16 protein-coding genes are annotated in these 22604 nt (G+C 56.0%); 7 read left to right on the forward strand and 9 right to left on the reverse strand.

What is annotated here, in order from left to right:
- Window positions 1-371: 371 nt before the first annotated feature.
- From ligA to ABD796_RS32420, 4 genes are all read right to left on the reverse strand, one after another.
- Entirely contained in the window at window positions 372-2375 is a 2004-nt protein-coding gene (gene ligA / locus ABD796_RS32405; protein ID WP_344916599.1) for an NAD-dependent DNA ligase LigA, read from the reverse strand.
- 150 nt (window positions 2376-2525) lie between these two features.
- Window positions 2526-4841, reverse strand: a complete 2316-nt coding sequence (gene pcrA / locus ABD796_RS32410) for a DNA helicase PcrA (protein ID WP_344916336.1) — start codon at window positions 4839-4841, stop codon at window positions 2526-2528.
- 2 nt (window positions 4842-4843) lie between these two features.
- On the reverse strand, window positions 4844-5548 hold the full coding sequence (gene pcrB / locus ABD796_RS32415; protein ID WP_344916338.1) for a heptaprenylglyceryl phosphate synthase: 705 nt from the start codon (window positions 5546-5548) through the stop codon (window positions 4844-4846).
- A 402-nt stretch (window positions 5549-5950) separates the two neighbouring features.
- Window positions 5951-6481, reverse strand: a complete 531-nt coding sequence (locus ABD796_RS32420; protein ID WP_344916340.1) for a PspC domain-containing protein — start codon at window positions 6479-6481, stop codon at window positions 5951-5953.
- Between the two features lie 310 nt (window positions 6482-6791).
- Between ABD796_RS32420 and ABD796_RS32425 the strand changes: the two genes are divergently transcribed.
- The 4 genes from ABD796_RS32425 to ABD796_RS32440 all read left to right on the forward strand — a co-directional run bounded on the left by ABD796_RS32425 (window position 6792) and on the right by ABD796_RS32440 (window position 9251).
- On the forward strand, window positions 6792-7586 hold the full coding sequence (locus ABD796_RS32425) for a thymidylate synthase (protein ID WP_344916342.1): 795 nt from the start codon (window positions 6792-6794) through the stop codon (window positions 7584-7586).
- Complete coding sequence (locus ABD796_RS32430; RefSeq protein ID WP_344916344.1) at window positions 7583-8083, forward strand: dihydrofolate reductase; 501 nt, start codon at window positions 7583-7585, stop codon at window positions 8081-8083. Before ABD796_RS32425 ends, ABD796_RS32430 begins: the two co-directional genes overlap by 4 nt.
- Before the next feature lie 12 nt (window positions 8084-8095).
- Window positions 8096-8713 (forward strand): class I SAM-dependent methyltransferase, encoded by a 618-nt coding sequence (locus ABD796_RS32435; protein ID WP_344916346.1) that lies wholly within the window; start codon window positions 8096-8098, stop codon window positions 8711-8713.
- Between the two features lie 175 nt (window positions 8714-8888).
- On the forward strand, window positions 8889-9251 hold the full coding sequence (locus tag ABD796_RS32440; protein WP_344916348.1) for a GIY-YIG nuclease family protein: 363 nt from the start codon (window positions 8889-8891) through the stop codon (window positions 9249-9251).
- A 34-nt stretch (window positions 9252-9285) separates the two neighbouring features.
- On the opposite strand, the gene ABD796_RS32445 is transcribed toward ABD796_RS32440, so the two are convergent.
- Window positions 9286-10683: an extracellular solute-binding protein gene (locus ABD796_RS32445; protein ID WP_344916350.1), complete on the reverse strand. Its 1398-nt coding sequence runs from the start codon at window positions 10681-10683 to the stop codon at window positions 9286-9288.
- A 405-nt stretch (window positions 10684-11088) separates the two neighbouring features.
- Here ABD796_RS32445 and ABD796_RS32450 point away from each other — a divergent pair, with 405 nt between their 5' ends.
- From ABD796_RS32450 to ABD796_RS32460, 3 genes are all read left to right on the forward strand, one after another.
- Window positions 11089-12429: an ABC transporter substrate-binding protein gene (locus ABD796_RS32450; protein WP_344916351.1), complete on the forward strand. Its 1341-nt coding sequence runs from the start codon at window positions 11089-11091 to the stop codon at window positions 12427-12429.
- Window positions 12430-12506: 77 nt separating this feature from the next.
- Entirely contained in the window at window positions 12507-17216 is a 4710-nt protein-coding gene (locus ABD796_RS32455; protein ID WP_344916353.1) for a DUF4962 domain-containing protein, read from the forward strand.
- 95 nt (window positions 17217-17311) lie between these two features.
- Window positions 17312-18349, forward strand: a complete 1038-nt coding sequence (locus ABD796_RS32460) for a dienelactone hydrolase family protein (protein WP_344916355.1) — start codon at window positions 17312-17314, stop codon at window positions 18347-18349.
- Between the two features lie 99 nt (window positions 18350-18448).
- On the opposite strand, the gene ABD796_RS32465 is transcribed toward ABD796_RS32460, so the two are convergent.
- From ABD796_RS32465 to ABD796_RS32480, 4 genes are read right to left on the reverse strand one after another with little or no spacing between them, the layout of a single operon-like run.
- Window positions 18449-19378, reverse strand: coding sequence for a DUF4340 domain-containing protein (locus ABD796_RS32465; protein WP_344916357.1), 930 nt, complete (start codon window positions 19376-19378; stop codon window positions 18449-18451).
- Window positions 19375-20766, reverse strand: coding sequence for a GldG family protein (locus ABD796_RS32470; RefSeq protein WP_344916359.1), 1392 nt, complete (start codon window positions 20764-20766; stop codon window positions 19375-19377). The genes ABD796_RS32465 and ABD796_RS32470 overlap by 4 nt, the downstream gene beginning before the upstream one ends.
- 11 nt (window positions 20767-20777) lie before the next feature.
- Window positions 20778-21494, reverse strand: a complete 717-nt coding sequence (locus ABD796_RS32475) for an ABC transporter permease (protein WP_344916360.1) — start codon at window positions 21492-21494, stop codon at window positions 20778-20780.
- Window positions 21487-22479, reverse strand: a complete 993-nt coding sequence (locus ABD796_RS32480; protein WP_344916362.1) for an ABC transporter ATP-binding protein — start codon at window positions 22477-22479, stop codon at window positions 21487-21489. The genes ABD796_RS32475 and ABD796_RS32480 overlap by 8 nt, the downstream gene beginning before the upstream one ends.
- Window positions 22480-22604: the final 125 nt, after the last annotated feature.

A 22604-nucleotide genomic window follows, 5' to 3' on the forward strand; every position in this document is an offset into this window, starting at 1 on the left:
ATTAGGCACGCCGCCAGCGTTCGTCCTGAGCCAGGATCAAACTCTCCAATAAGGTCGACAACCCCCTCGCGGAAGTCACCGTTTATTCTAGAGCAGATTGCTCATTTCGTACTGACTTGTTTGTTGAATCCTAATCGCTTGCGCGCTCAGAAACAACGTTTATGGTCCGTTTCATTTGTTCAGTTTTCAAAGAACTTTGTGAGTCTGTCCGATGATTCTCTAGCCTTAGAGACAAGCTCGTTTTTTAGCGAATCATGCGGTGACAAGAACTTATATTAACAGGTTTAAAAACGAAATGCAACTGTTTTATTAAAAAAAGTAAAAAGAAGTGTCGCGGCAGCGATGCCGCGAACACTTCTTGTCTGTCCGAATCAGCTTTCGAGCAGCTTCAGCAGCTCCTCTTCGTCCTCGATAACCGGGATACCCAGCTCTTTCGCTTTGGCGAGCTTGCTGCCTGCGCTCTCCCCGGCGATGACCAAATCGGTCTTCTTCGACACGCTCCCGCTGACTTTGGCGCCCAGCGCCTCCAGCTTCTTGGAAGCGTCGTCCCGGGTCAACTTGGTCAAGGTCCCGGTCAGCACGACGGTTTTGCCGTAAAGCGGATGCTCGGTATTCGCCGGGGCCGTCTTCTCCTCCGCGAACGGCTTGACGCCTGCGGCCAGCATCCGTGCGATGCTGCCGGTCATGACGGGATCGGCAAAAAACGAAACGATGCTCTCCGCCACAATTCCCCCGATATCCGGAATCACGACCAATTCCTCGGCGGAAGCGGCCGATAGCTTCTCCAGGCTGCCGTAATGTTCGGCCAGCGCCTTCGTCGTTGTCTTGCCCGTGTTCGGGATGCCTAGCGCAAACAGGAAAGACGCCAAATCGCGCGTCTTGCAAGCCTCTAACGCCTCCAGCAGCTTTCTCGCCTTCTTCTCTCCGAAACGCTGCAGCTTGACGAGATCGTCAAACTGCAAGTCAAACAAATCGGCCGAATCGCGCACCCCCAGCTCGTCGTACAACTGTTCCGCGGTTTTCACACTGAACGTCTCGATATCCATCGCATCGCGCGAGGCGAAGTGCGTAATGCGGGCAACCAGCTGAGGCCGACAATCGACCCGATTCGGACAAAACAGATGCGCGCCCCTCTGCTCCAGCTCCGTACCGCAAGCCGGGCAGCGATCCGGGAATATAATCTCTCCGCCATCGGGCTCATCGGTTACTTTGCCGAGAATTTCCGGAATTACTTCATTAGAGCGTCTGACAAAAATGGCGGTGCCGAGGGCAAACTTCAAGTTTTTGCGCTCAATGTCGCCGATATTATTCATTGTCGCATGCTGCACGGTAGCGCCGCCGATATCGACCGGCTCGAACGTCGCACCCGGCGTCAGCTTGCCCGTCCGTCCCACTTCCCAGGAGACCGACTGCAGAATCGTCGTCGCTTCTTCCGCCTCGAACTTGAACGCAACGGCCCAGCGCGGGAACTTGTCGGTATAGCCCAATGCTTCGCGCGTCCGCATATCATTGATCTTCACGACGGCTCCGTCGATCAAATAATCAAAATCATGACGAACCGTCTCCAGCCGGCGCAGCTCCGCGAAGACGTCTTCGATTTGATCGAAGAAGGTGACGTACGGATTGACTTTGAACTTGTTGTCGCGCAAAAACTGCACCATCTCGCGGTGATCGGCAAAACGTACTTGATCGGAAAAACCGACATTATACATAAAAGCGTTCAGCTTTCGCTCCGCGGTCGCCTTCGGATTCAGGTTGCGGAGAGCGCCGGCGGCAGCGTTGCGCGGGTTTTTCAGCACTTCGGCGGCTGTCTTGTTATAAGCGTCGAACACCGACAGGAACATCATGCCTTCGCCCTGAACCTCGATCAGGCCGTCGCGATAAGGAATCTCCAGAGGGATGGAGCGAATCGTCTTGACTTGGGCCAAAATCCCCTCTCCCACTTCTCCATTACCACGGGTGGACGCTTGGACCAATTGACCGGCTTCATACGTTAAATTCAAGGAAAGACCGTCGAACTTCAATTCCACCACGAACGTCGGGGAAGGCAATAGATTCTCCGGGTTGCGCGTATTATAGTCCTGAATCAGTTTGAGCACGCGCGTATGCCATAGCATGAGGTCGTTCTCGTCTTGGGCCTTGTCCAAGCTCCATAGCCGGGCTTTATGACGGTGCGGCTGGAAGCCGTCCAGCAGTTCGCCTCCGACGCGCAAAGTCGGAGAATTCGGCAGCGTTACGCCGGTTTCCCGTTCAAGCTCCACCAACCGGTCGTAAATTTCGTCGTACTCCTTGTCGCTGATGGTCGGCTCGTCCAAGGTGTAGTATTGATAGTTGTGTTTGCCGATTTCCTCGATCAGTTCTTTCATGGCTTCCATCGCTTGTGCCACCGTTCGACTCATCCTCTCTTCAACGAATCCAGCCGTTGCCCGATCTCGCCCTATGCAGCGCGTGGTTCCGGCGCCCGATTTTTTATATAGCATGGCCGATTATGCCGGCAAATATGGGAAGCGGACGAACCGCCGCACCTACTCCTTCGTAATCGGCGCAAACTTCGCCAAAAGCCGTTTGACGCCGACGGGAGCGGGGAAGGCGATGTGCAGCTCCGTATTGTCGCCCGTTCCTTTCACGCTTACAACGACCCCGGTCCCCCATTTGCCATGGCTGACCTTGTCGCCGTTCGTATACGACGTGGCCCCGCTTCCCCCTGTCGGAGCTGCGGCAGGACGCTGCTGCGCGCCGCCCGGACGGGCCGCGGACGAACCACCGAGCGCGCTGCCTGCGGGAGCGCCGTAAGCTCCGCGTCCGGACGAACCGTACGCCGACGAGCCTGCTCCTCCATAGCTTCCGCGCCCGCCGTAAACGGTTCCTCCGCCTCCCGAGCCGTAGCCCCCCACGGTGTCGACTAGCTCACCGGGAATCTCCTTGAAGAAGCGGGACGGGGCGTTCGCCGTCGTCTTCCCGTACAGCGTCCGCATCCGAGCGCACGTCAAGTACAGCTGCTCTTCCGCTCGTGTAATGCCGACATAGGCGAGCCGCCGCTCCTCTTCCAGCTCTTCATTATCCATAAATGCCCGGCTATGGGGGAATACGCCTTCTTCCATGCCGATAATGAAAACGAATGGGAATTCGAGGCCTTTGGCGCTGTGCATCGTCATCAATATAATCGAGTCTTTGCTCGTCCCGTCGTCTTCCTTGTCCATCGTGTCGATATCGGCGATCAAAGCCAGATCGGTGAGGAACGATACGAGCGATTTCTCTTCGCTGCGCTTCTCGAAGTCCAGCGTAACGGACAAGAACTCGTCTATATTTTCCAGACGGGACTTCGATTCGAGCGTATTTTCCCGCTGCAGCTCCATGCGGTATTCGGTCATTTCCAACATTTTCTCGGTGAGCTCGGTTACTGACAAATATTCGAGCATGGCGTTCAGATTGCGGATCATGCCGTAAAAATCGGTCAACGTGCCTCGAAACCGGGCGCTCAGCTCCAGCGAGTCGACCTGCTCCAGCATGGCGAAGATCGAGATGCCCCTCGCCGCGGCGGCGTCGGCCAGCTTGTCCACCGTCGTATCCCCGATTCCCCGCTTCGGGACGTTAATAATCCGCCGTAGGCTAATATCGTCGTCCGGATTGGAAATCAAGCGCAAGTACGCGAGTATATCCTTGATTTCTTTGCGGTCGTAAAACTTGATGCCGCCTACAATCTGGTACGGAATGTCGGATTTGATCAAAATTTCCTCGATAACCCGGGACTGGGCATTCGTCCGGTACAAAATCGCATGCTTGGCGTACGCCCTGCCCTGCTTGCGGCTTTTGTTGATCTCTCCGGCGATAAAATAACCTTCCTCCTGCTCGGTCGCCGCCTCATAGCGGATCAGCTTGCTTCCGCCGCTGCGATCGGTCCACAGGTTTTTGGGCTTGCGCCCGGTGTTGTTGTTGATGACGGCATTAGCCGCATCGAGTATATTCGAACTGGAGCGGTAATTCTGCTCCAAATAGATCGTCCGCGCTTCCGGGTAGTCTTTCTCGAAGTTCAAAATGTTGGCGATATCCGCGCCGCGCCACCGGTAGATAGACTGATCGCTGTCACCGACGACGCAGATGTTGTGATGCTTGTCCGCCAGCATCCGACACAGCATATACTGCGCCCGGTTCGTATCCTGATACTCGTCGACATGAATGAACCGGAACTTGTTCTGGTAAAAGTCGAGCACTTCGGGGACGTTCTTAAACAGCTCGATCGTCTTCATGATCAAATCGTCGAAATCGAGCGAATTGTTCGCTTTGAGCTTTTTCTGGTAAAGCGTGTATACTTTGGCCACGAGACCTTGGAAATAATCTCCGATCTTCATCTCGTAGCGGTCGGGGGTAACCAGCTCGTTCTTCGCCGTGCCGAGCTCGGCCTGAATGGCTTTGGGCTCGAATTTTTTGGCGTCTATATTCAGTTCCTTCATGCACGTTTTGATGACGGACAGCTGATCGGTGGAATCCAAGATGGAGAAGTTCGAGGAGTAGCCGATCCGCTCGATATCACGCCGCAAAATGCGTACGCACATGGAGTGGAACGTGGATACCCAAATATCCGAAGCGGAAGCTCCGACGATTTTGCCGATACGGTCCTGCATTTCCCGGGCCGCTTTATTCGTAAATGTAATAGCCAGGATGCTCCAAGGAGCCGCTTGACGGGTGGCGATCAAATAAGCGATGCGATGGGTCAGCACGCGCGTCTTTCCGCTGCCCGCACCCGCCATAATCAGGAGGGGACCGCTCGTGGCTTCCACCGCAATGCGCTGCTCCTTGTTCAGCTTGGCTACCGCTGCATGAATATCGATGCTTCCATTCATAATTATAGACAACCTTTCTCCACGTCTTGTATCGCCTGAACCGTCTCCAGCGCCCGGTCCAAGTTCTCGTAAATGGCGTTGCCGACTATGATCGTATGGGCCGCCGCCGCCGCCTGTCTGGCCTTCTCCGGGCCGTCGATTCCTCCCCCGTAAAACAACCGGGCATCTTGCAACGAGGACGCCGTCCGTCGAACGAGCTCCATATCGCCAAACGTTCCACTATATTCCAAATACAGCACGGGCAGGCGAAACAAGCGCTCGGCAATCTTCGCGTAAGCTTCCACATCCGAACGTTCCAGCTCCGTACGGGCTTCCGTCACTCGGGCTGCGGTCGAATCGCCGTTCAAGATGACGTAGCCTTCCGCCACGATCTGGTCCCATTGCATCATCGGTCCGTATTCCTTGACGGCCAAATGATGGTGTCCGATGATCCAGTCCGGGTTGGAGGCGTTCAGTACGATCGGAATGAAATATAAGTCAAAACCGGGAACGATCGCATCCCGGTCGGAAATTTCCAGCACGCAATCAACTTCGAACCGGCGGATACGGGACAACAGGTCCACGGTGTTATCGAATGTCACACCGCTCGTTCCGCCGACCATGACGGCATCAGTGCCGGACAAGCAAATCCGCTCCAGCGCCATGTCGTCGATGTCGCGATCAGGGTCAAGCTTGAACACATGTTTCCAACGGCGCATATCGATCATCTGACAGATTACCCTCCGCATAGTGAAGCGTAGTATGCAATAGCGCAATTTCGGCCCATTTCGATAACCGATTGGTTGCGGCCATCGGGATGGTTGCTTCTTTGCGCCACCGTGCAGCTGTTCTTCGAGAGTACAAGCTACTATCAGTCTATGCGAGCGTCCCGGGAGTGTCAATTCTCCCTCCATCATAACAAAAGCGAATACACGTTCGCAATAAGTCAAAGGTAGCGCAACAGGGCATTCGCCTTGAAAACACGGATTTTTCTGTTTCGATCATACCGGGTGTTGCTTGCATGCAAAAAAGGCGCCCCCATTCCGCTTATGTAGCGGAGCTGGGAGCGTCTTATAGCGCGTACGGATGTTTTGCCAACCGTTCTATTTGATAGGGGGACAGGACCTGTTCTAAGATTGCTTGTCGTCCTTCTCCAACCGGGCCAGCTTGGCGCGCAGCTCGTCAATCTCCTTTTGCAGCGCCTTCTTCTCCACATCCTTCATCATCTCGTCTATGCTCGGACCGTTCGAAGCGGCCGTTGGCCCCCGACCGTGCGGCGGCATGCCGCCATTCCCATAAGGCGGCGTATTCGTGCCGTAACCGGCCGAATACGAACCGGCTCCGTTTCCATACGGCTGATGCGTCCCTGTAGGTCCGCCTCCATAATACGTATGCGTAGGACCGGGGTTGGACGAGTACGGACCGTAACCCTGCTTGTTTGAATATCCGTAATTCGGATCGTAATACGAATCGAATGCCGGCTCTTTCGGAATAACCAGACACGATATAAAGTAGATGGGAATGAGCGTACCTCCCGTGAAGAAGGTCGTCACCAATAATACGACACGCAGCAGCGTGGAATCGACATTAAGCAATTCCGCCAGCCCGCCGCATAAACCGAACAGCTTGCTGTCTGTACGGGACCGGTAAAGTTTCTTCATGACGGACATCACCTTTGTTTGGATTGGCCGCCCCGCCCGGAAGCGGACAGTACTCGGCCTTATACCCCTAGTATAGAGAAATTGCGCCTCGTCCAGAACCGACCGGAGATGGTTTACGGACTGGACCTAAGCCGGGGAACATACGCTCTCCGCGTCCTCTGACGGGAACCGTTATTTCCTTCAATGGCAGAATGTATTACTATTAAGGATAACGTCTTGACGGCAGCAATTCAAGAAGCAACCGCGCGCAAATTCGGCCAAGCCGGATGAAGCCCGGTTTTGAATCCTATACAGAAAGTGGGCATACCCGATGAATACTTACCTGCAGCTATGCAAAACGATATTGGACGAAGGCGTGCGCAAGTCCGATCGGACCGGAACGGGAACGATCAGTCTGTTCGGCTATCAAATGCGCTTCGATTTGGAGCAGGGCTTCCCTCTGCTGACTACGAAAAAACTGCATCTGCGCTCGATTATTCACGAGCTGCTCTGGTTTCTGCGCGGGGAGACTAATATCGCCTATTTGCAGGAGCACGGTGTGACGATCTGGGACGAATGGGCCGACGAAGCCGGCGATCTCGGGCCCGTCTATGGCCAGCAATGGCGTTCGTGGCCGAAGCCGGACGGAACGACAGTCGACCAGATCTCCATCGTGATGGACCAAATACGCAACAACCCGGACTCCCGCCGCATGATCGTCAACGCCTGGAACGTCGCCGATCTGGACCGGATGGCGCTGGCACCCTGCCACTGCCTGTTCCAGTTTTACGTGGCCGACGGCAAGCTGTCGTGCCAGCTGTATCAGCGGAGCGCGGACGTCTTTCTGGGCGTGCCGTTCAATATCGCTTCTTACGCTCTGCTGACGCTGATGATGGCACAGATTGCCGGACTCAAGCCGGGACATTTCGTGCATACGCTCGGGGATGCGCATATTTACTCCAACCACCTGGAGCAAGTCAAACTGCAATTGACTCGGGAGCCGCATCCGCTGCCTGTCATGACGCTGAATCCGGAAGTTACGTCCATATTCGACTTCCAATACGACGATTTTACGCTGTCCGGCTACGACCCTCACCCGCGCATCAAAGGGGAGGTGGCCATATGAGCAGCAAACCGACCGTCTCGATGATCGTGGCGATGGACCGAAACCGCCTGATCGGCGCCGATAACAGACTTCCTTGGAGGCTCCCCGCCGACATGGCCTTTTTCAAACAGACCACGATGGGCCATCCGGTGCTGATGGGACGCAAAACGTACGAGTCGATTGGCAAGCCGCTTCCCGGCCGTCTGAATATCGTGCTGACGCGGGACCCGAACTTCTCAGCGGAAGGCTGCGAAATCGCTCGGACGGTAGACGAAGCGCTTCGGATAGCCGGCGACCGGGAGCTATTCGTCATTGGAGGAGCGCAGGTGTACGAGCTGTTCGCGCCAATCGCCATGAAGCTGTACGTTACGCAAGTGGAGGGCGACTTTGCCGGGGACACCCATTTTCAGGAAATCGACGAGAACGAATGGGAGCTGGCCGAAAGCCGTCCAGGAGTGGTCGACGAACGCAATGTTCATGCGCACGACTTTCTCACCTACTTACGAAAGCACCCATAAGGAGGAGCCATCATGACCAACGAACATACGACCGATTTGATCGCTGCGTACAATCACCACGCCGAGGAACGGAACCATATGCACATCGCCGACTGGAAAGTGCGGGAACGCGGGCAGTTTTTGGACATGCTGAAAAAACGCAAAGCCGCGACGCTCCTGGAGATTGGCTCCGGTCCCGGAAGGGACGCAACCTTTTTTCAACAGGCAGGGCTCGATGTAACCTGTACCGACCAGTCGCCCGAAATGGTGCGGCTGTGCCGGGAGAAGGGACTGAAAGCGGAAGTACGACCGTTCCAGTCGCTCGGCTTTCCCAATGGTACATTCGACGCCGTATTCGGCCTGAATTGCCTGCTGCATGTGCCCAAAGCGGAGCTGCGCGGCGTGCTTGAGGAAATCCGTCGGGTGCTCAAGCCTGGAGGACTGTTCTATATGGGCGTCTATGGGGGCCCCGACACCGAAGGCGTATGGGAGCAGGATACGTACGAGCCGAAGCGGTTTTTTGCGATGTACACAGATGAGCGGCTGTTGAAGGCGGTGGGCGGGGTGTTTACAATTGTGTATTTCAATACGGTACCTCTGGAGGCAGGAAACCCCTACTTCCAATCGCTCGTGCTAGAGGCGCCGCTCTAAGTGTACGCCATGTACTCGGGAAAACCCGCAGAACGAAAAGGACGGTCCGTCTGAGGTCGGCCTTTTTTGGCATGCGCTCCAGAAAAGAGGGTTTGACAATAAATCAAACAAAATATTAAAATGTTTACTATAAATCAAACAAAATTAAAATGATCTAAAACGGGGAGGATTGAATATGGATCGCAGAAAAGAGCTGGTCGAACAATACAAGGAACTCAAGACGGAGGCCGGTATATACAAAATCGAGAATACCCGGAACGGAAAACTATTTGTCGCGAGCACCAACAACTTCAAATCGATGAACAGGATGCGAATGATGCTCGGTCTCGGCAGTCACCCGAACCGCGCTTTGCAACTAGAATGGACGCAATACGGCGGAGACGCCTTTACGTTCGAGGTTTTGGAGGTTCTGAAGAAAAAGGACAGCGCGTATTTCGACACGAAGAAGGAATTGAAGAAGCTGGAGGACCAGTGGCTCGATCGGCTTCAGCCGTTCAAGGAGCGCGGCTACAATACCCCTGCTCCCGCACGCGAGTAAGAAAAGGGCGAATGCTCTCGCCCCTCCCCGCACGCTAGGACACGGGCACAGCCGCCGGCGCGATCGCCTCCACGCGCGAACGAAACGTCTCCTCGTCCAACAGCCCCGCCCAGTACAGTTGAAGCTCGTAAAACAATTTCCGATACTCCCCTTCCCCGATGTTCAGGTCCGTAAACAGCCGATAGCTCGGAATAATTTCGCGGAACAAGGAAAAACGCGAAGGGCGATTGATCGCCGTCGCTTCCGGCCCCGACCATTCTGCGGCCGTAATGCGGGCAGGAAGGCTGCACGTTTGCTGCCGAATGAACAGCTGCGTCTTGGCGGAAGTCATGAATTCGACCAGTTTGTGCGCCGCTTCTTTATGCTTGGAATGACGATGGACCGCCAAACCGATCATAAGCAGTACCGTCAGCGCCTCCCCGAAGTGAGGGACGGGCGCTATGTCGTAGTCCAGCTCGGCATCGCGCAAATGATTGAGCACGAAATAACTGGTCATCACAATGGACAGCTTCCCTTGACGGAACATCTCCATCTTGGGCGCATCCCAGTCCATCAAGCTGTTCGGCAGCGAAGGGATATGCTCGTAGATGTCCCGGCTATAGCGGAGCGCATCCATCATGCGAGTGCCTTCCAGCCGAATGCGCCCGTCTTCTCCACGCTCGAACGCATGACCCCTCTGCATCAACAAAACACTCGCCCGATTCGACGTAGAAAAATAGCAGTGAAACCCGAGCCGCTCGTTCGGAATGCGGAGCGATTCCGCGCATTCGAACAGCCGCTGCCAGCTCCAGCCGCTATTCGGCTCCTGCAGCCCCTTCTGCGCAAAATGACTGCGGTTGTAGCACAGGATCATAGGCGAAAACACGAAGGGCTGCACCCTAAGCGTACCGTCCTGCGTAAAAGCGTCATTCAAAAACGGATACAGCTCCTCTTTGCGCGCGAAGCCGTCCAGGTCGTCCAGACAGCCGTTCTCGCGGAATTGACAGAAGCTGTCGTAGTTCATTGTCATGACGTCGAGCATGCCGAGGTCGAGATACGACTTGAACTGGTCGTGGCCGATTTCGCCAAGCGGCACAGCCTGGACCCGGATCGTCGGATGCTCCCGGTGGAACAAAGCAATCAAGCTGTGGATGTCCGCATCGTCGGGGATCGTAGACGTATAGCCGAATCGGATCGTCACGGCCCCCTTCTCGGCCGGGTCCACCACCTGGCTCCCGACCTTCGGAATTTTGACGATCAGCCCTTCGCCCACAAGCAGCTCCAGCCCTTTGCGAACGGACTGCACGCTCAGTCCATATTGCTCGGCCAGCTGCTTTTCGGAAGATAAATATTGCCCGGGCTCCAAATTGCCCGTAATGATATTGTTGCGGATCGAGGAAACCATTTCGTCCAGCCGGGGACGAAACGTTTTGCGGCTGGGCCGGCGCTCCATATCAGTATCAACCTTTATAAGTGATTTGCTTTGATCTTAGTGGATCGTATCCGTCTTGTCAAACGTTTGTAATTGGCATCGAAACAAACTTTTCGTCATTACAAATCAGATAAGTATCAGCATATAAGAATACCCTTATAAAAAACCACATTATTAACGAAAAAACGGGACTAAATTTTAATATTGACAGTATCTGATTTTTAAAATATATTCTAATTGTTCTCATTAAGTATCAGTTGCATATCAATTTTACAACAAGACTCTTACCCGCAATGAATACCATCCGCATGTAACCTTTATCTGCACTGTAAAGGAGGGTACAAAATGTAAGCGCTTTACATTGTTGTTGTAATTGGCAGTACCCGCTCATAATCCAGATGACTATGAAAAGGAAGGTCGATCCGCTTGAGCACAGTTCACAAATGGACCCATCGACTACTCGGCCTGTCGCTGGTCGCGCTTCTCTCTGCGTGCAGCGGCGGAAGCACGGCCCCGAATCCGGCCGCCCCGGGCGGGGACGCCGGCCCCAAGGCGGAAAAGCCGCCGGAGACGATCGAATTGAAACTGCACTTTTACGGCGTTACCGAGCAGGAATTCAACACCCGCTTCAAGGACATTCTTCAAAAAAAGTTCCCTCACATCACGTTCGTCTGGCTCCCGGCGTCCGGCCCGCAAACGCTGCAGGAGACGATCGCACAAGGAACGGTACCCGACATTGTTCGCGTTATTTCCAGCACCGTGCATACGAACTACTTGAACCTGGGACTCGGTTACGACATGAACGAGCTGGTGCGGGCCAACAATTACGATCTGAGCCGTTTCAATCCGATCTTCGTAAAAGGCTTCATGGACCTCACCTCGCAAAACGGCGAGCTGTACGGACTGCCCGTATCGCCGTTCTTTTCAAGAGTGCTGTACTACAACAAAGACTTGTTCGACAAATTCGGCCAGCCTTACTTGCGGGACGGCATGAACTGGGATCAAATCTATGACGTTGCCCGGAGCATGACCCGAACCGAAGCCGGCGTCGAATATCGCGGCTTCAGCGCCAACGTCTCCACCTTCCTCACCTACAACGAGTACTCGCTCTCTACGCTGGATCCCGCCAAGGATGAGCTGTCGCATTTCGATACGTGGCAGCGCATCTTGAACAACTACATGCGCTTTTATCAAATTCCGAACAATGCCATCCGCCCGAATCTGACCGAAGAGGGCGCCATGTTCCAGAAAGGAACGGTCGCGATTCACGCCGATATTTACTCCCCATACCTCGATTTGAGCATGCTCAAAAACTGGGATATGGTATCGACCCCGATCATCGACGGCGCGCCCAAAAAAATCGGCATCTTCCCGCCCGGCTACCTCATGATTACGAAGCAAAGCAAGCATAAGGAGGAAGCGTTCCGGGTCATTATGGAGATGCTCAGCGACGAAGCGCAGATGCGGGATTCCCGCAACGGCTTTTTGCCGACGTTAGCCAAGAAGGAGTTTCTGGACGTTCTCGGCCAAGACAGCGCCGTCTACAAAGGCAAGAACATGAACGCCGTCCGCTACTACGAGTTTGCCCCGCTGCGCCCGTCGCGCAACAAAGGCATGACCGTGATCGAGACGAATACCGCCGATGCGCTCATGCGGGAAGCGTTTTTGAACACGGCCCAGGGCAAGGATGACGTCAATACGGCTCTCAGAAAAGTGGACGAAATGCTGCGCAAGGAAGTGGAGAAGGAAAAGAGCAAAACCAAGTGATGCCGCACGTGCGCACCGAGAAAGGAGTCCGACAGCGATGACATTACTCCTCACTATGAATCCAAGGAGAGGTCCCTATGATCGTCGGAAGCAAGCTCATCCAACGCTGGAGCGCGATCTTGTCGTTCGCGCTCCTCTTCGGGCTGGTGAATACGATGTCCTATAATTCGGTTGTCCAAGCGGCGGATGCCGGATGGCCGCCCTCCGTCCTGAACGGGCTGAATATGCCGTTTCGGCCAGCGGATACGCTGGCCACGACGCAAAATCCGCCCGACTTCAGCTGGCCGTTTGTCGCTGATGCGGACTCGTACCATCTGCAGGTCAGCGGCGATTCGGCGGTGACGCAGGTCGTTTACGAGCAGCAAGCGCTGGCGATGAATGTGTACAATTTCCCGCACGTGTTCGAAGCGGGAACCTGGTACTGGCGCGTTCGATTCCATACGCCGAATACGGACTGGTCGGCCTGGAGCGATGTCCGCTCCTTCCGCATCGATCCGCAATACGTGCCTTTCCCCGTTCCGCCGATCGATTCCATCATGGCGAACATCCCGGTGTCGCATCCTCGCGTATGGGCCACTCAGGATACGCTGGCCGACTTCCGGGCGCTGTCCCAAACCGTCGGCCAAACGGTATATCAGTCCAAGCTGACGTCTGTGACAGCCAATCTGAACAGCCCTCTGCCGGCAGAGCCGACGTTCGCTTACCCGCCGACGTATCCGAAGAACGACCCAGCCTACGTGAAAGCCCAGCAGGTACTGTTGACCGCGTCCAATGCGGCGGTCAACCGGATGCTCGATGCAGCCTTCGTCTATCTCATCAGCGGCTCGGCGGAAATCGGCCAAAACGCCAAAGCCCGTCTGCTCGGCCTCGCGTCCTGGAATCCGAACGGGGCGACCGGCTATGCGGTACACGATCAGGCGCATCGCTACATCACCTATTGTTCCGCCATGGCGTACGACTGGCTGTACGATCTATTGTCCGAGAGCGAGAAGCAGCAGGTGCGGAATATGATCCAGACGCGTACGGAAACCATGATGCACGATATTGTGCTGGCCTACCCGATTCAAAAATATCCGTACAACTCTCACGGCTGGACGGCGTTCGGGTATATCGGCATTATCGCCACCGCCATGCTTCACGACATTCCGGAGGCCGAGGACTGGTATAAACGGACGGTACCGGCTTATATCAATATCATGCCTCCGTGGGGCGGCGAGGACGGCGGCTGGTCGCAGGGCACCGGCTATTGGCAATGGTCGTCCATGTTCGGCAAGGAGTTTATGGACGTTCTGCTGAGCTCCAGCGGTTTCAATCTGTACGATAAAGCCTATTCCCGCAACGAAGGGCTCTACCCGCTGTATGCTTTCCCGCATGGCAGCCCGAAGGGTATTTTCGGAGACGACAGCGAGTATGCCCCCGGGCCGACGAGCGTCAGCATGCTGAACCGGTTGTCCCAGGTCAACGGCGATCCGCGGCTGAAATGGGGAGCACAAGCCATCGGAGCGGCACCTCGGCCGGAATTGAACAATTATTTCTACGGAGACCCCGGACTCGACTCGCGGCCTCCGGCCGATTTGCCGAAAACGCGATGGTTCAAGGATATCGGGCTGGTCGCCATGCATTCGGAGCTGTACGATCCGGATCGCGTATCCATGTATTTCAAATCGAGTCCGTACGGAAGCTTCAATCACAGCCATGCCGATCAGAATAGCTTTATCGTGAACGCTTTCGGCGAGTCGCTGGCGATCGAGGGCGGGTTTTACGACTTCTACGGAAGCGTCCACGATCTCCAATACGGCAAGCAAACGTTCTCCTCCAATGCCATCACGTACGACGGCAAGCGGGGACAGCCGATCGACAATATCGATGCCGACGGCCGGATTTTCGGCTTTGCGACGCATCCCGCATTCGATGCGGCGAGCGGAGACGCGTCGGCCGCTTACATGGGCGCGCTGTCACAGGCGCAGCGGCACATTTTGTATGTGCGTCCTTCGACGTTCGTCGTCATCGACAAGCTGAAGACGAATCAGCCTGGCGGCTCCGAATTCGAGTGGCACCTGCATGCGAAGGATCATCTGGAGCTGAAGGCGGATTCGTCCGGAGCGACCATCGTGAAGGGCAACGCGGCGCTTCAGGTCGACCTCCACTCCCCGCAGCAGCTGCGGACGACGCTGGAAACAAACTATTTGAGCATGAACGGCACCGAGGTCAAGCCGACAGGCGCGTATGCCGATGAGCAGCAGCTGCACGCCGCATTCATCACGAACAGAACGAGTGCCGCAACCTTCGTCGCCACGCTGGATGCCTATAGACGGGACGACGCCCCGCACAGCGTGCAAAGCGAAACCTACGGCAACTATATGAAGCTGACCTTCCAGGACGGGACCGTCGTATACGTTCGGATGACGGACAGCGGGGAAATCGACGCCGGAAGCGTTCGCTTCGACGGAGCGGCGTTGGCGGTCAAAGGAAACGCGGTGCTGCTGGTCGACGGGACGAAGGCCGTCCGGAACGGCGTCACGATCATCGACAGCGATAAACCGGCTACGATCGCCTACGGCGATAACGTATTGTCCGTCTCCTCTCCTTCGCCCGTACAGGTCGAGTTGAATGCCCCGTCCGTGACCAGGGTGCGGGACAGCGATAGCGGCCTCGATATTCCTCAAGGCGGAGCCGCGGAGGAAAACGTCCGGCTGCGCGGCGTACATTGGCAGACGGCGGGCGGCACGCTCTCGCTCCGGCTGGAGAAAGGATACCGTGCGTTCAAGCTGAACGATGCGCCCTCCCCGCAGCCGATCGCACCGGTCGTACTGCCGATCGAGACCGACGGCGCGGCAAGCTCGGTCACCCTGCAAGCGTACAGCGACATCGACGGTGTCAGCGTCGCTTGGGGCAAGCTGTATAACGACGCGGGCTTCTACGACATCGTGTCGGCCCCGGACGGATTGACCTTCGAGAAGTATGGCTTCCGCAAAAGCGTGTTCCTCGATGCCAACGCTTCGGTCATCGTTCGCGGCACCCCTGGGACGCTGAAGCTGAAGCGGATCGGCGCGGGCACCGCCTCGGACACGTTGCTATGGCCAAACCCCGATGAGAAGCGGGCCAGCCTGTCCATGCTTTGGCAGGAAGCGGAAGCCTTTGCCGGTTCGGGCGGCAAAACGCCGAGCCGCTACACGAACCGTCCCTTTTTGTCCGGCGGCATGGGCATGGGCGACTGGGATCAGACCGGGCAATGGGTCAAATGGAATTTCACGGTTCCGAAAGCCGGAACGTACGACCTTGCGCTCAAATATGTAGCCGGCTGGGACTTGCCGGCAGGCACGCAGACGGCGCGTTACGCCATGCTCGGAGACGAAACCTACTATTTCGAGGCGCCGACTACGGCTGACTTCGGAACGGTTCCGGAGCATTGGCGCGGGCTGCGCATCAAGACCGGGAAGGCGTTGCCCGCAGGCCCGGTCGAGCTAACGATGTGGCACGGACGCGGAGGGATGAATCTGGACTGGCTGGCGCTGATCGAGGTCAAGGACGACGAGCAGGTGCCGACGACACCGGGCGATTTCCGGCTTGTCTCCAAAACGGACCAGTCCGTCACGCTCGCCTGGAACGCGTCCGACGATAATGTAGCGGTCAAGGAATACGTCATTAGCGTAAATGGCGTCGAGCAACAGACTGTACCGGCAGGGACGCATACCGCGACCCTTACGGGGTTGAACGCGGGCCAAACGTATACGTTCGCGGTGAGAGCCGTCGATACGAGCGACAACCGCTCCCCCATGACGAACCCGATTACCGTGACGCTGGACGATACGACCGCCCCGACTTGGGGCTCCTCCGCCTCTCTGCGCGCGGTTCGCCTGTTCCCGAATGCCGTAAGGCTCGAATGGGATGCGGCGAACGATGATTCGGGAAGCGTGGTCTCCTACTCGGTGTACCGAAGCGACGCCTCGGCAGCGCAGCCCGCGACCGTTACCAAGACGACCTACGATGCGACCGCGCTCTTGCCGGGCATGACGTATACGTTCAAGGTAGAGGCCCGCGATGCGGCAGGCAATACGTCTGCGGACGGCCCATCCCTGACGGTGACCTTGCCCGCAACGAGCGCCTCCTTCTACGATTCGTTCGACGAGTGGCCGGTCGGAGAAGCCGCGGACGGAGGAGGCTGGACGTATACCCGCAGCGACGGAACGCTTGTCACGATCGCGCCCTTGCAAGAGGGCGGCAACGGCATGAAGCTGACGGACAACTATTATTCGCCTTCCAACGAATATGCAACGTCCCCGGTCGTCCTGAGGCAGCATGCGCACATGAACGGCAAAGTGACGGTGGAGACGAAGACCCGGTTTTCCCGGCTTCAGCACAACGTAGGCAATTATCAGATCGATATTATCGGGAACGGCAAAATCGCCGCGCAATTCATCGGCTTCTCCGACGGCACGTTCGGCTACCAGCAAATCGTCAACGGCTTCACCAAGTCGATCAAGTTCCCGTCGGCGAGCGGGTATATCCAACCGCCGGATGAATGGATGACCGTCCGCTTCGACATCGATTTCACGACGCGAACGTACGGAATCACGATGCAAGCCGACGCATTCCAATCGTATGCCGGTTATGTCGATCCTCCGGGAATGCTGGATAAACAAAGCGGCGTATATCGGGTGGACGGCATTCCGTTCTACGACAGCAGCGCCTCGCTCGTGAACATCGATCATTTCCGGTTCCGGGCGTCCCGATTTACGGGCATCTACACCCTCGATTACGTCACGATGTACCCGACGAACGAATAGCCGCGGGACTGCTGCCCGGTAAGCAGGGCATGCTGCCGCCCCCGCGGAAACGCAAGGAAAGAAGCAGTACACACGGATAGAGGAGACTGGCAGCCATGAGCTACAACTTGTACGAACTGAATCAGAGAGGCTTGCCCCGGTTGCTGGAGGGGGTGAAGAACGTCGAGGACTGGAAGGTCAAACGCAGCGGGATTCGGCGGCAATGGCTGGAGGTGATAGGCGGGGTGCCTGAGCGCGCCCCCGTCTCCTGGAATGTGTGGAGCGAAGAGAAGGAACGCGACCATATGCGGATTCATCTCGCGTACAGCACGGCATATGGGGACACGGTCCCGGCCTACTTGCTCGTACCGGACGATACCGTAGCGGGACAGGACGAAGCGGGCCGCCGCCCGGCGGTGCTGGCCCTTCACCCGACGCACGAATCGGGCAAAGCTAACGTCTCCTTGTCGACCGGCCGGGACAACAGACGCTACGGACTGGAGTTGGTCTCGCAGGGCTATATCGTCCTCGCCCCAGACGCATTGACGGCCGGAGAGCGTATCTACGAAGGGCTTCCCGGCTTTCACAGCGATCCGTTCTACGAACGGCACCCGACCTGGTCCACAGTGGGCAAAAATGCGGTCGACCATCAGTACGGGATCGATCTGCTCTGCTCGCTCGACGGCGTCGCCGCAGACAAAATCGGCGTAATCGGTCATTCGTTCGGAGGCTACAACGCCTACTTCCTGGCCGGACTTGACGACCGGATTCAAGCCGTCGTCAGCAGCTGCGGCTTTAGCCCGTTCTACGGAGACCATCGGCCGACGCATTGGGGCGAGCGCGACTGGTACACGCATTTGCCTGCAATCACGGACTATTTAAGCCGGTACGAGGTTCCTTTCGAATTTCACGAAATCGCCGCCCTCGCCGCTCCAATACCGTCGTTTCATTATTTTGGTCAAAGCGATACGATCTTTCCGCACTGGAAGGCGATCGGCGAGTGCATGGAGGAGCTGTACGGACTGTACCGGTTTCTCGATGCGGACGATTGCTTCCAGTCGGTAATGACCGTTCGGGAGCATGACTTCCCCCCGGACATCCGCAGCATGGCGTATAGGTTCCTCGACCGCTTTTTGAAAACCGGGCATGTCTAAGCCGCACAACCAACGCATGGCACGGAAACATACCAAACGAAAGAGCAGAGAGGCCGCATCGGCTTCCCTGCTCTTTTCGTTTTATCCGCGTTCCCCTTGTTACTGCGCCGCAGCTTCCGGTACCTTGATTTTGTCGAATAACTCCTGGATGGTCGCTACCGGAATGGAGTAAGCCCACATCCCGCCCTGCTGCGCCAGCCAGATTTGCTCGCCGTCGATTTTGCCGACGTACACGGAGGCTGTCTCCTTGCCGTCCTTGCTCGACTTAAGCGCCAGCTTCATTTCCGGCCCGTCCAGCTTCACCTCGGAAGCGGCTTTCAACATCTCGTCGGAGTTCATCAGCAGCATTTTGTCGAGAATCGGCTCGACGTCGCTGCCCTTCAGCTCCTTATCGCCCAGCTTCCAGGCCGACTCTGTGGACGTTTTGGCGACATCGACCTTTTGCAGCGTCTTGGAGGCGCCCTTCCAATCCATCTGAATGTTGGACACTTCATTGTACGTCATTTGGAACGGACTTTTGTCCACGAATTCCGCCACGTCTTTTTGCAGCGCGGTGATCTGATCTTCCGGCACCCGGTAAACGCTCGGAGCTTCTTTGAGCTTCGCGTAACGATGGCCCGCAATCGGCAGCGACGCGCCGATCTGTACGGTTTTCACGGACCCGTCCGCCAACGTGACGGCAAACTCCTGCTCCGGAGCCGACAAGCCGTATTTGGACAAATCGGAGGCATTCGCTTCGATCTCATCGTCCTGGGTCAAGGCTATGAACGCCCCCGCCCAGCTGTCGCCCGAGTATGCATTGGTCGGATAGGCGGCCGGCTTGGACATCGTCCATTTGCCGTCTTTTTTCTGCAATTCGACCCCGCCTTGCTTGATCTGGATACCCGTGATGTCGGTTTGCTTGACGGCTACGAGCGGCTTCGGCTTGGCAGCATCGTCTTCTTTCTTGAAAAACGATTGGCTGGAGGCATACCAGAACGCTCCGATGCATACCACGACGAGAATGATCGTTGGAATGAACCGTTTCATCCTTTTCTCCTCCTCCACCAGATGGCTCCGCCCAGCGCCAATATCGCCAGCGGGAATATGACGACCGTACCATAGAATATCATGTTGGCCTTGTTCGGCATAATAAACGCTTGCTGCAAGGCCGCCTCCTCGCGGGGACGAATGGTCACCTGCTCGGTTTGTTCCTGCATCCAGTTCACGCTATTCAAGGCAAAATCGCGGTTGCCTTGCTCGGTAATGATCTGGTTCTGGAGGAACTGGGCATTGCCGATCACGACGGCCTTCGGCTTGTTATCCTTGTCCATAACGGCGTAAGCCATATCCAGCGGCCCTTTCAAATCGGCGGCATCCTGCTTGGAGGCATTGGACGTAAGCTGGTTCATATCCGTCTCGCCGTAAGCCTTATCGGACGATTTGAGCAAGGAGTTGGCTTTCCAGTTCGCATTGCCCGAATCGGTCGAGAACGCGATGGCGACCGGCAGCACGACGACCCGATTTTGATCGGCCAAATCGTTCGTGATGGTGTGAAATTGAATGTTAGGCACGATTGTCAACGGATTGTTGTAAAGGGTCCGGCCCGTTTCCACGACGACAGCCTTCTCGTTCTTGACGTTTACGGCCGTCAGCAGTTCGTCGAGGTTTTTCGTGTTTTGCAATTCTTTGGAATAGCCAAGCGAGATGAACAGCTTGCCTTTGCCTTGTACGTATTCTTTCAGCAAAGCGGTTTCCTTGGGATCCAGATCGGTCTGCGGGCCCAGGATGAAGATCGCCTCGGCGTCATCCGGAACTTTGCCTTCTTTGTACAGGTTCAGGTCGGTAATCGAGTAATTCTCGCCTTCCAGATACGTGCGGAACATCGAGATTTGCGCAGCCGGCAATTCGTTATGGCCGGTCAGGAAATAAATCGGATGCTTCACGTCGGAGATGAGTCCCATGATCGATTGCGTAAATTTGCTTTCGCCCATGAAGGAGTAGGCTCCCTGCGACTGTCCGGCCATAAACAGCTCATAGCTGTATACTTTCTTCTGCTTGTCGCCCATCTCGAAGATAATCGTGCCGGCCTGATCAATCTTGTACTCCTGCGCCTTCGCAGGGTCGCGATTCGGATCGATTTCCTCGAACGTAATTTTGCCGGAACGCTTCTTGTACTCGTTCAGCAAATCCCGCACGTCCCGGTACATGATCCCTTCGTCGGTCGAGCCGCCGCCGGTGAACATCGTAATTTTGATATCCTTGTCGAGCTTCTTCAGCACGGAAATCGTCTGCTCGGACAACGAATATTTCTTGTTAGCGCTCAAATCCCATTGAATGCCCTTCATCGAGTTCAGGAAGAGCGTAACGATAATAAATATCCCGATCACGGCGATGGAAATGATCGTCGCGTTCGTTCCTCTTATCCACTTGTTCACGTCTCTTCCCCCTATCTCCACCGTTTTCGTTCAAGCGCTTGAATGCTCAGGACCAGGAACACGGCAACAAGCAGCACGTAGAACATGATGTCCCCCAGATGCAGGATGCCCTTCTGCAGGTTCACCTGGCGCTGCGTCAGCGAGAATTGGTTGACCCAATCCTTCAGCTTGCCGCCGAAGCCTTCTCCGGCCCAGTCGATAATCCACAGCAGCAGCAAAATAACGAACCCGGCAATACCCGCGACCATCTGGTTGCTGGACAAGGTGGAGGCGAACAACCCGATCGCCATCATCGAGGCTCCGAGCAGGAACATGCTCAAGTACGACAGCCACAGCACCGTCTGGTCCAGATCGCCAAAGCCGGACATGATCCACGGATAGATCAGGCTGCAGATGACCAGCAGCAACTGAAGCGTCAAAGCGGCGAAATATTTGCCCATGACAATCTCCGTAATGCTCGCCGGCGACGTCAGCAGCATCTCGTCCGTGCCCTGGCGGAATTCATCGGACACTAGCCGCATCGTGAGCAGCGGAATAATGAACAGGTAGATAAACGTCGTATTGCCGACCACCAGACGCGCATCCACAATGCTTGTGCTCGTCAGCACGAAGTTCAGATAGAACATGATGCTGGAAAGGAGCACATAAAACGCAAACGCCACATAAGCGGTGGGCGAATAAAAATAGAGCTGCAGCTCTTTGCTGCATATCGCAAATGCTCTACGCATGGGCTTCGACCTCCGGCTCTTCTTCCTGAGAGTCGGGAACTTTCTCGTCCGTCGTCAGCTTCAGGAATATATCTTCCAGACTGAGGCTTTCTCTCTTCATTTCCAATATCGGATAGCCGCGCTCGGCCATGCGGTAAAACAAAGCTTCCCGTATATCGTTGCGGTCTTTGGCTACGACTTGCAGCAGCACCGTGTCCGATTCGATCGCCTGATCGCGCTCCACTTCCTTGACGCTGCCGACGTCGGACAAACCGCCCAGCTCGCGCAATACGTCTTCCTTCGGACCCTTGACTTCCAGCCGGACCTGGAACGACTCGCCCATTGCCCCGCCGATCTGCTCCGGGTGTTCGTCCAGCACGATGCGCCCCTGGTTGATGATCAGCACCCGGTTGCAGATTGCGTTGACCTCGGGCAAAATATGCGTACTGAGCAGTACCGTATGATTTTCGCCCAACCCATGAATCAGTTGGCGAATTTCAATAATCTGCTTCGGATCGAGACCGGAGGTCGGCTCGTCCATAATGAGCAGATCGGGCTTGTGCAGGATCGCCTGTGCCAAACCGAGCCGTTGCCTGTAGCCTTTGGACAAATTGCGGATGACCTGCTTCTCCCGGCCTTGCAGTCCCAGCTTCTCGATGACTTCCCCGATGCGCATCTTCTGCTCGCGGACAGGCACGTCGCGCAGATTGGCAACGAATTTCAAGTAAGACGTGATGGTCATCTCCGGGTAGAGCGGCGGCGTCTCCGGCAAATAGCCAATCTTCCGGCGCGCCTTGCGGGGATGGTCGGACATCGACAAGCCGTCAATGGCAATCGAGCCTTTGGTCGGATTTAAGTACCCCGTGATCATGCGCATGGTGGTCGTTTTGCCAGCGCCGTTCGGTCCCAGAAACCCGACGATCTCGCCGCGGCTCATCGAAAAGTCGATGTTCTGGACCCCTCTCTGATTCTCGTACAGCTTGCTGACCTGCTTTACTTCGAGCACCTTGACTCCCTCCTCATCAGTGGCGGCAACCTTAACAAACTTGTTGCAAACGTTCTCAATATCGAGCTTAACCAAAAACAATACTACTTCCCTAACAATAAGCAAACCTTAAACAAATCTGAAAA

The sequence above is a fragment of the Paenibacillus hodogayensis genome (assembly GCF_039536325.1).
Lineage (GTDB): Bacteria > Bacillota > Bacilli > Paenibacillales > NBRC-103111 > Paenibacillus_AB > Paenibacillus_AB hodogayensis.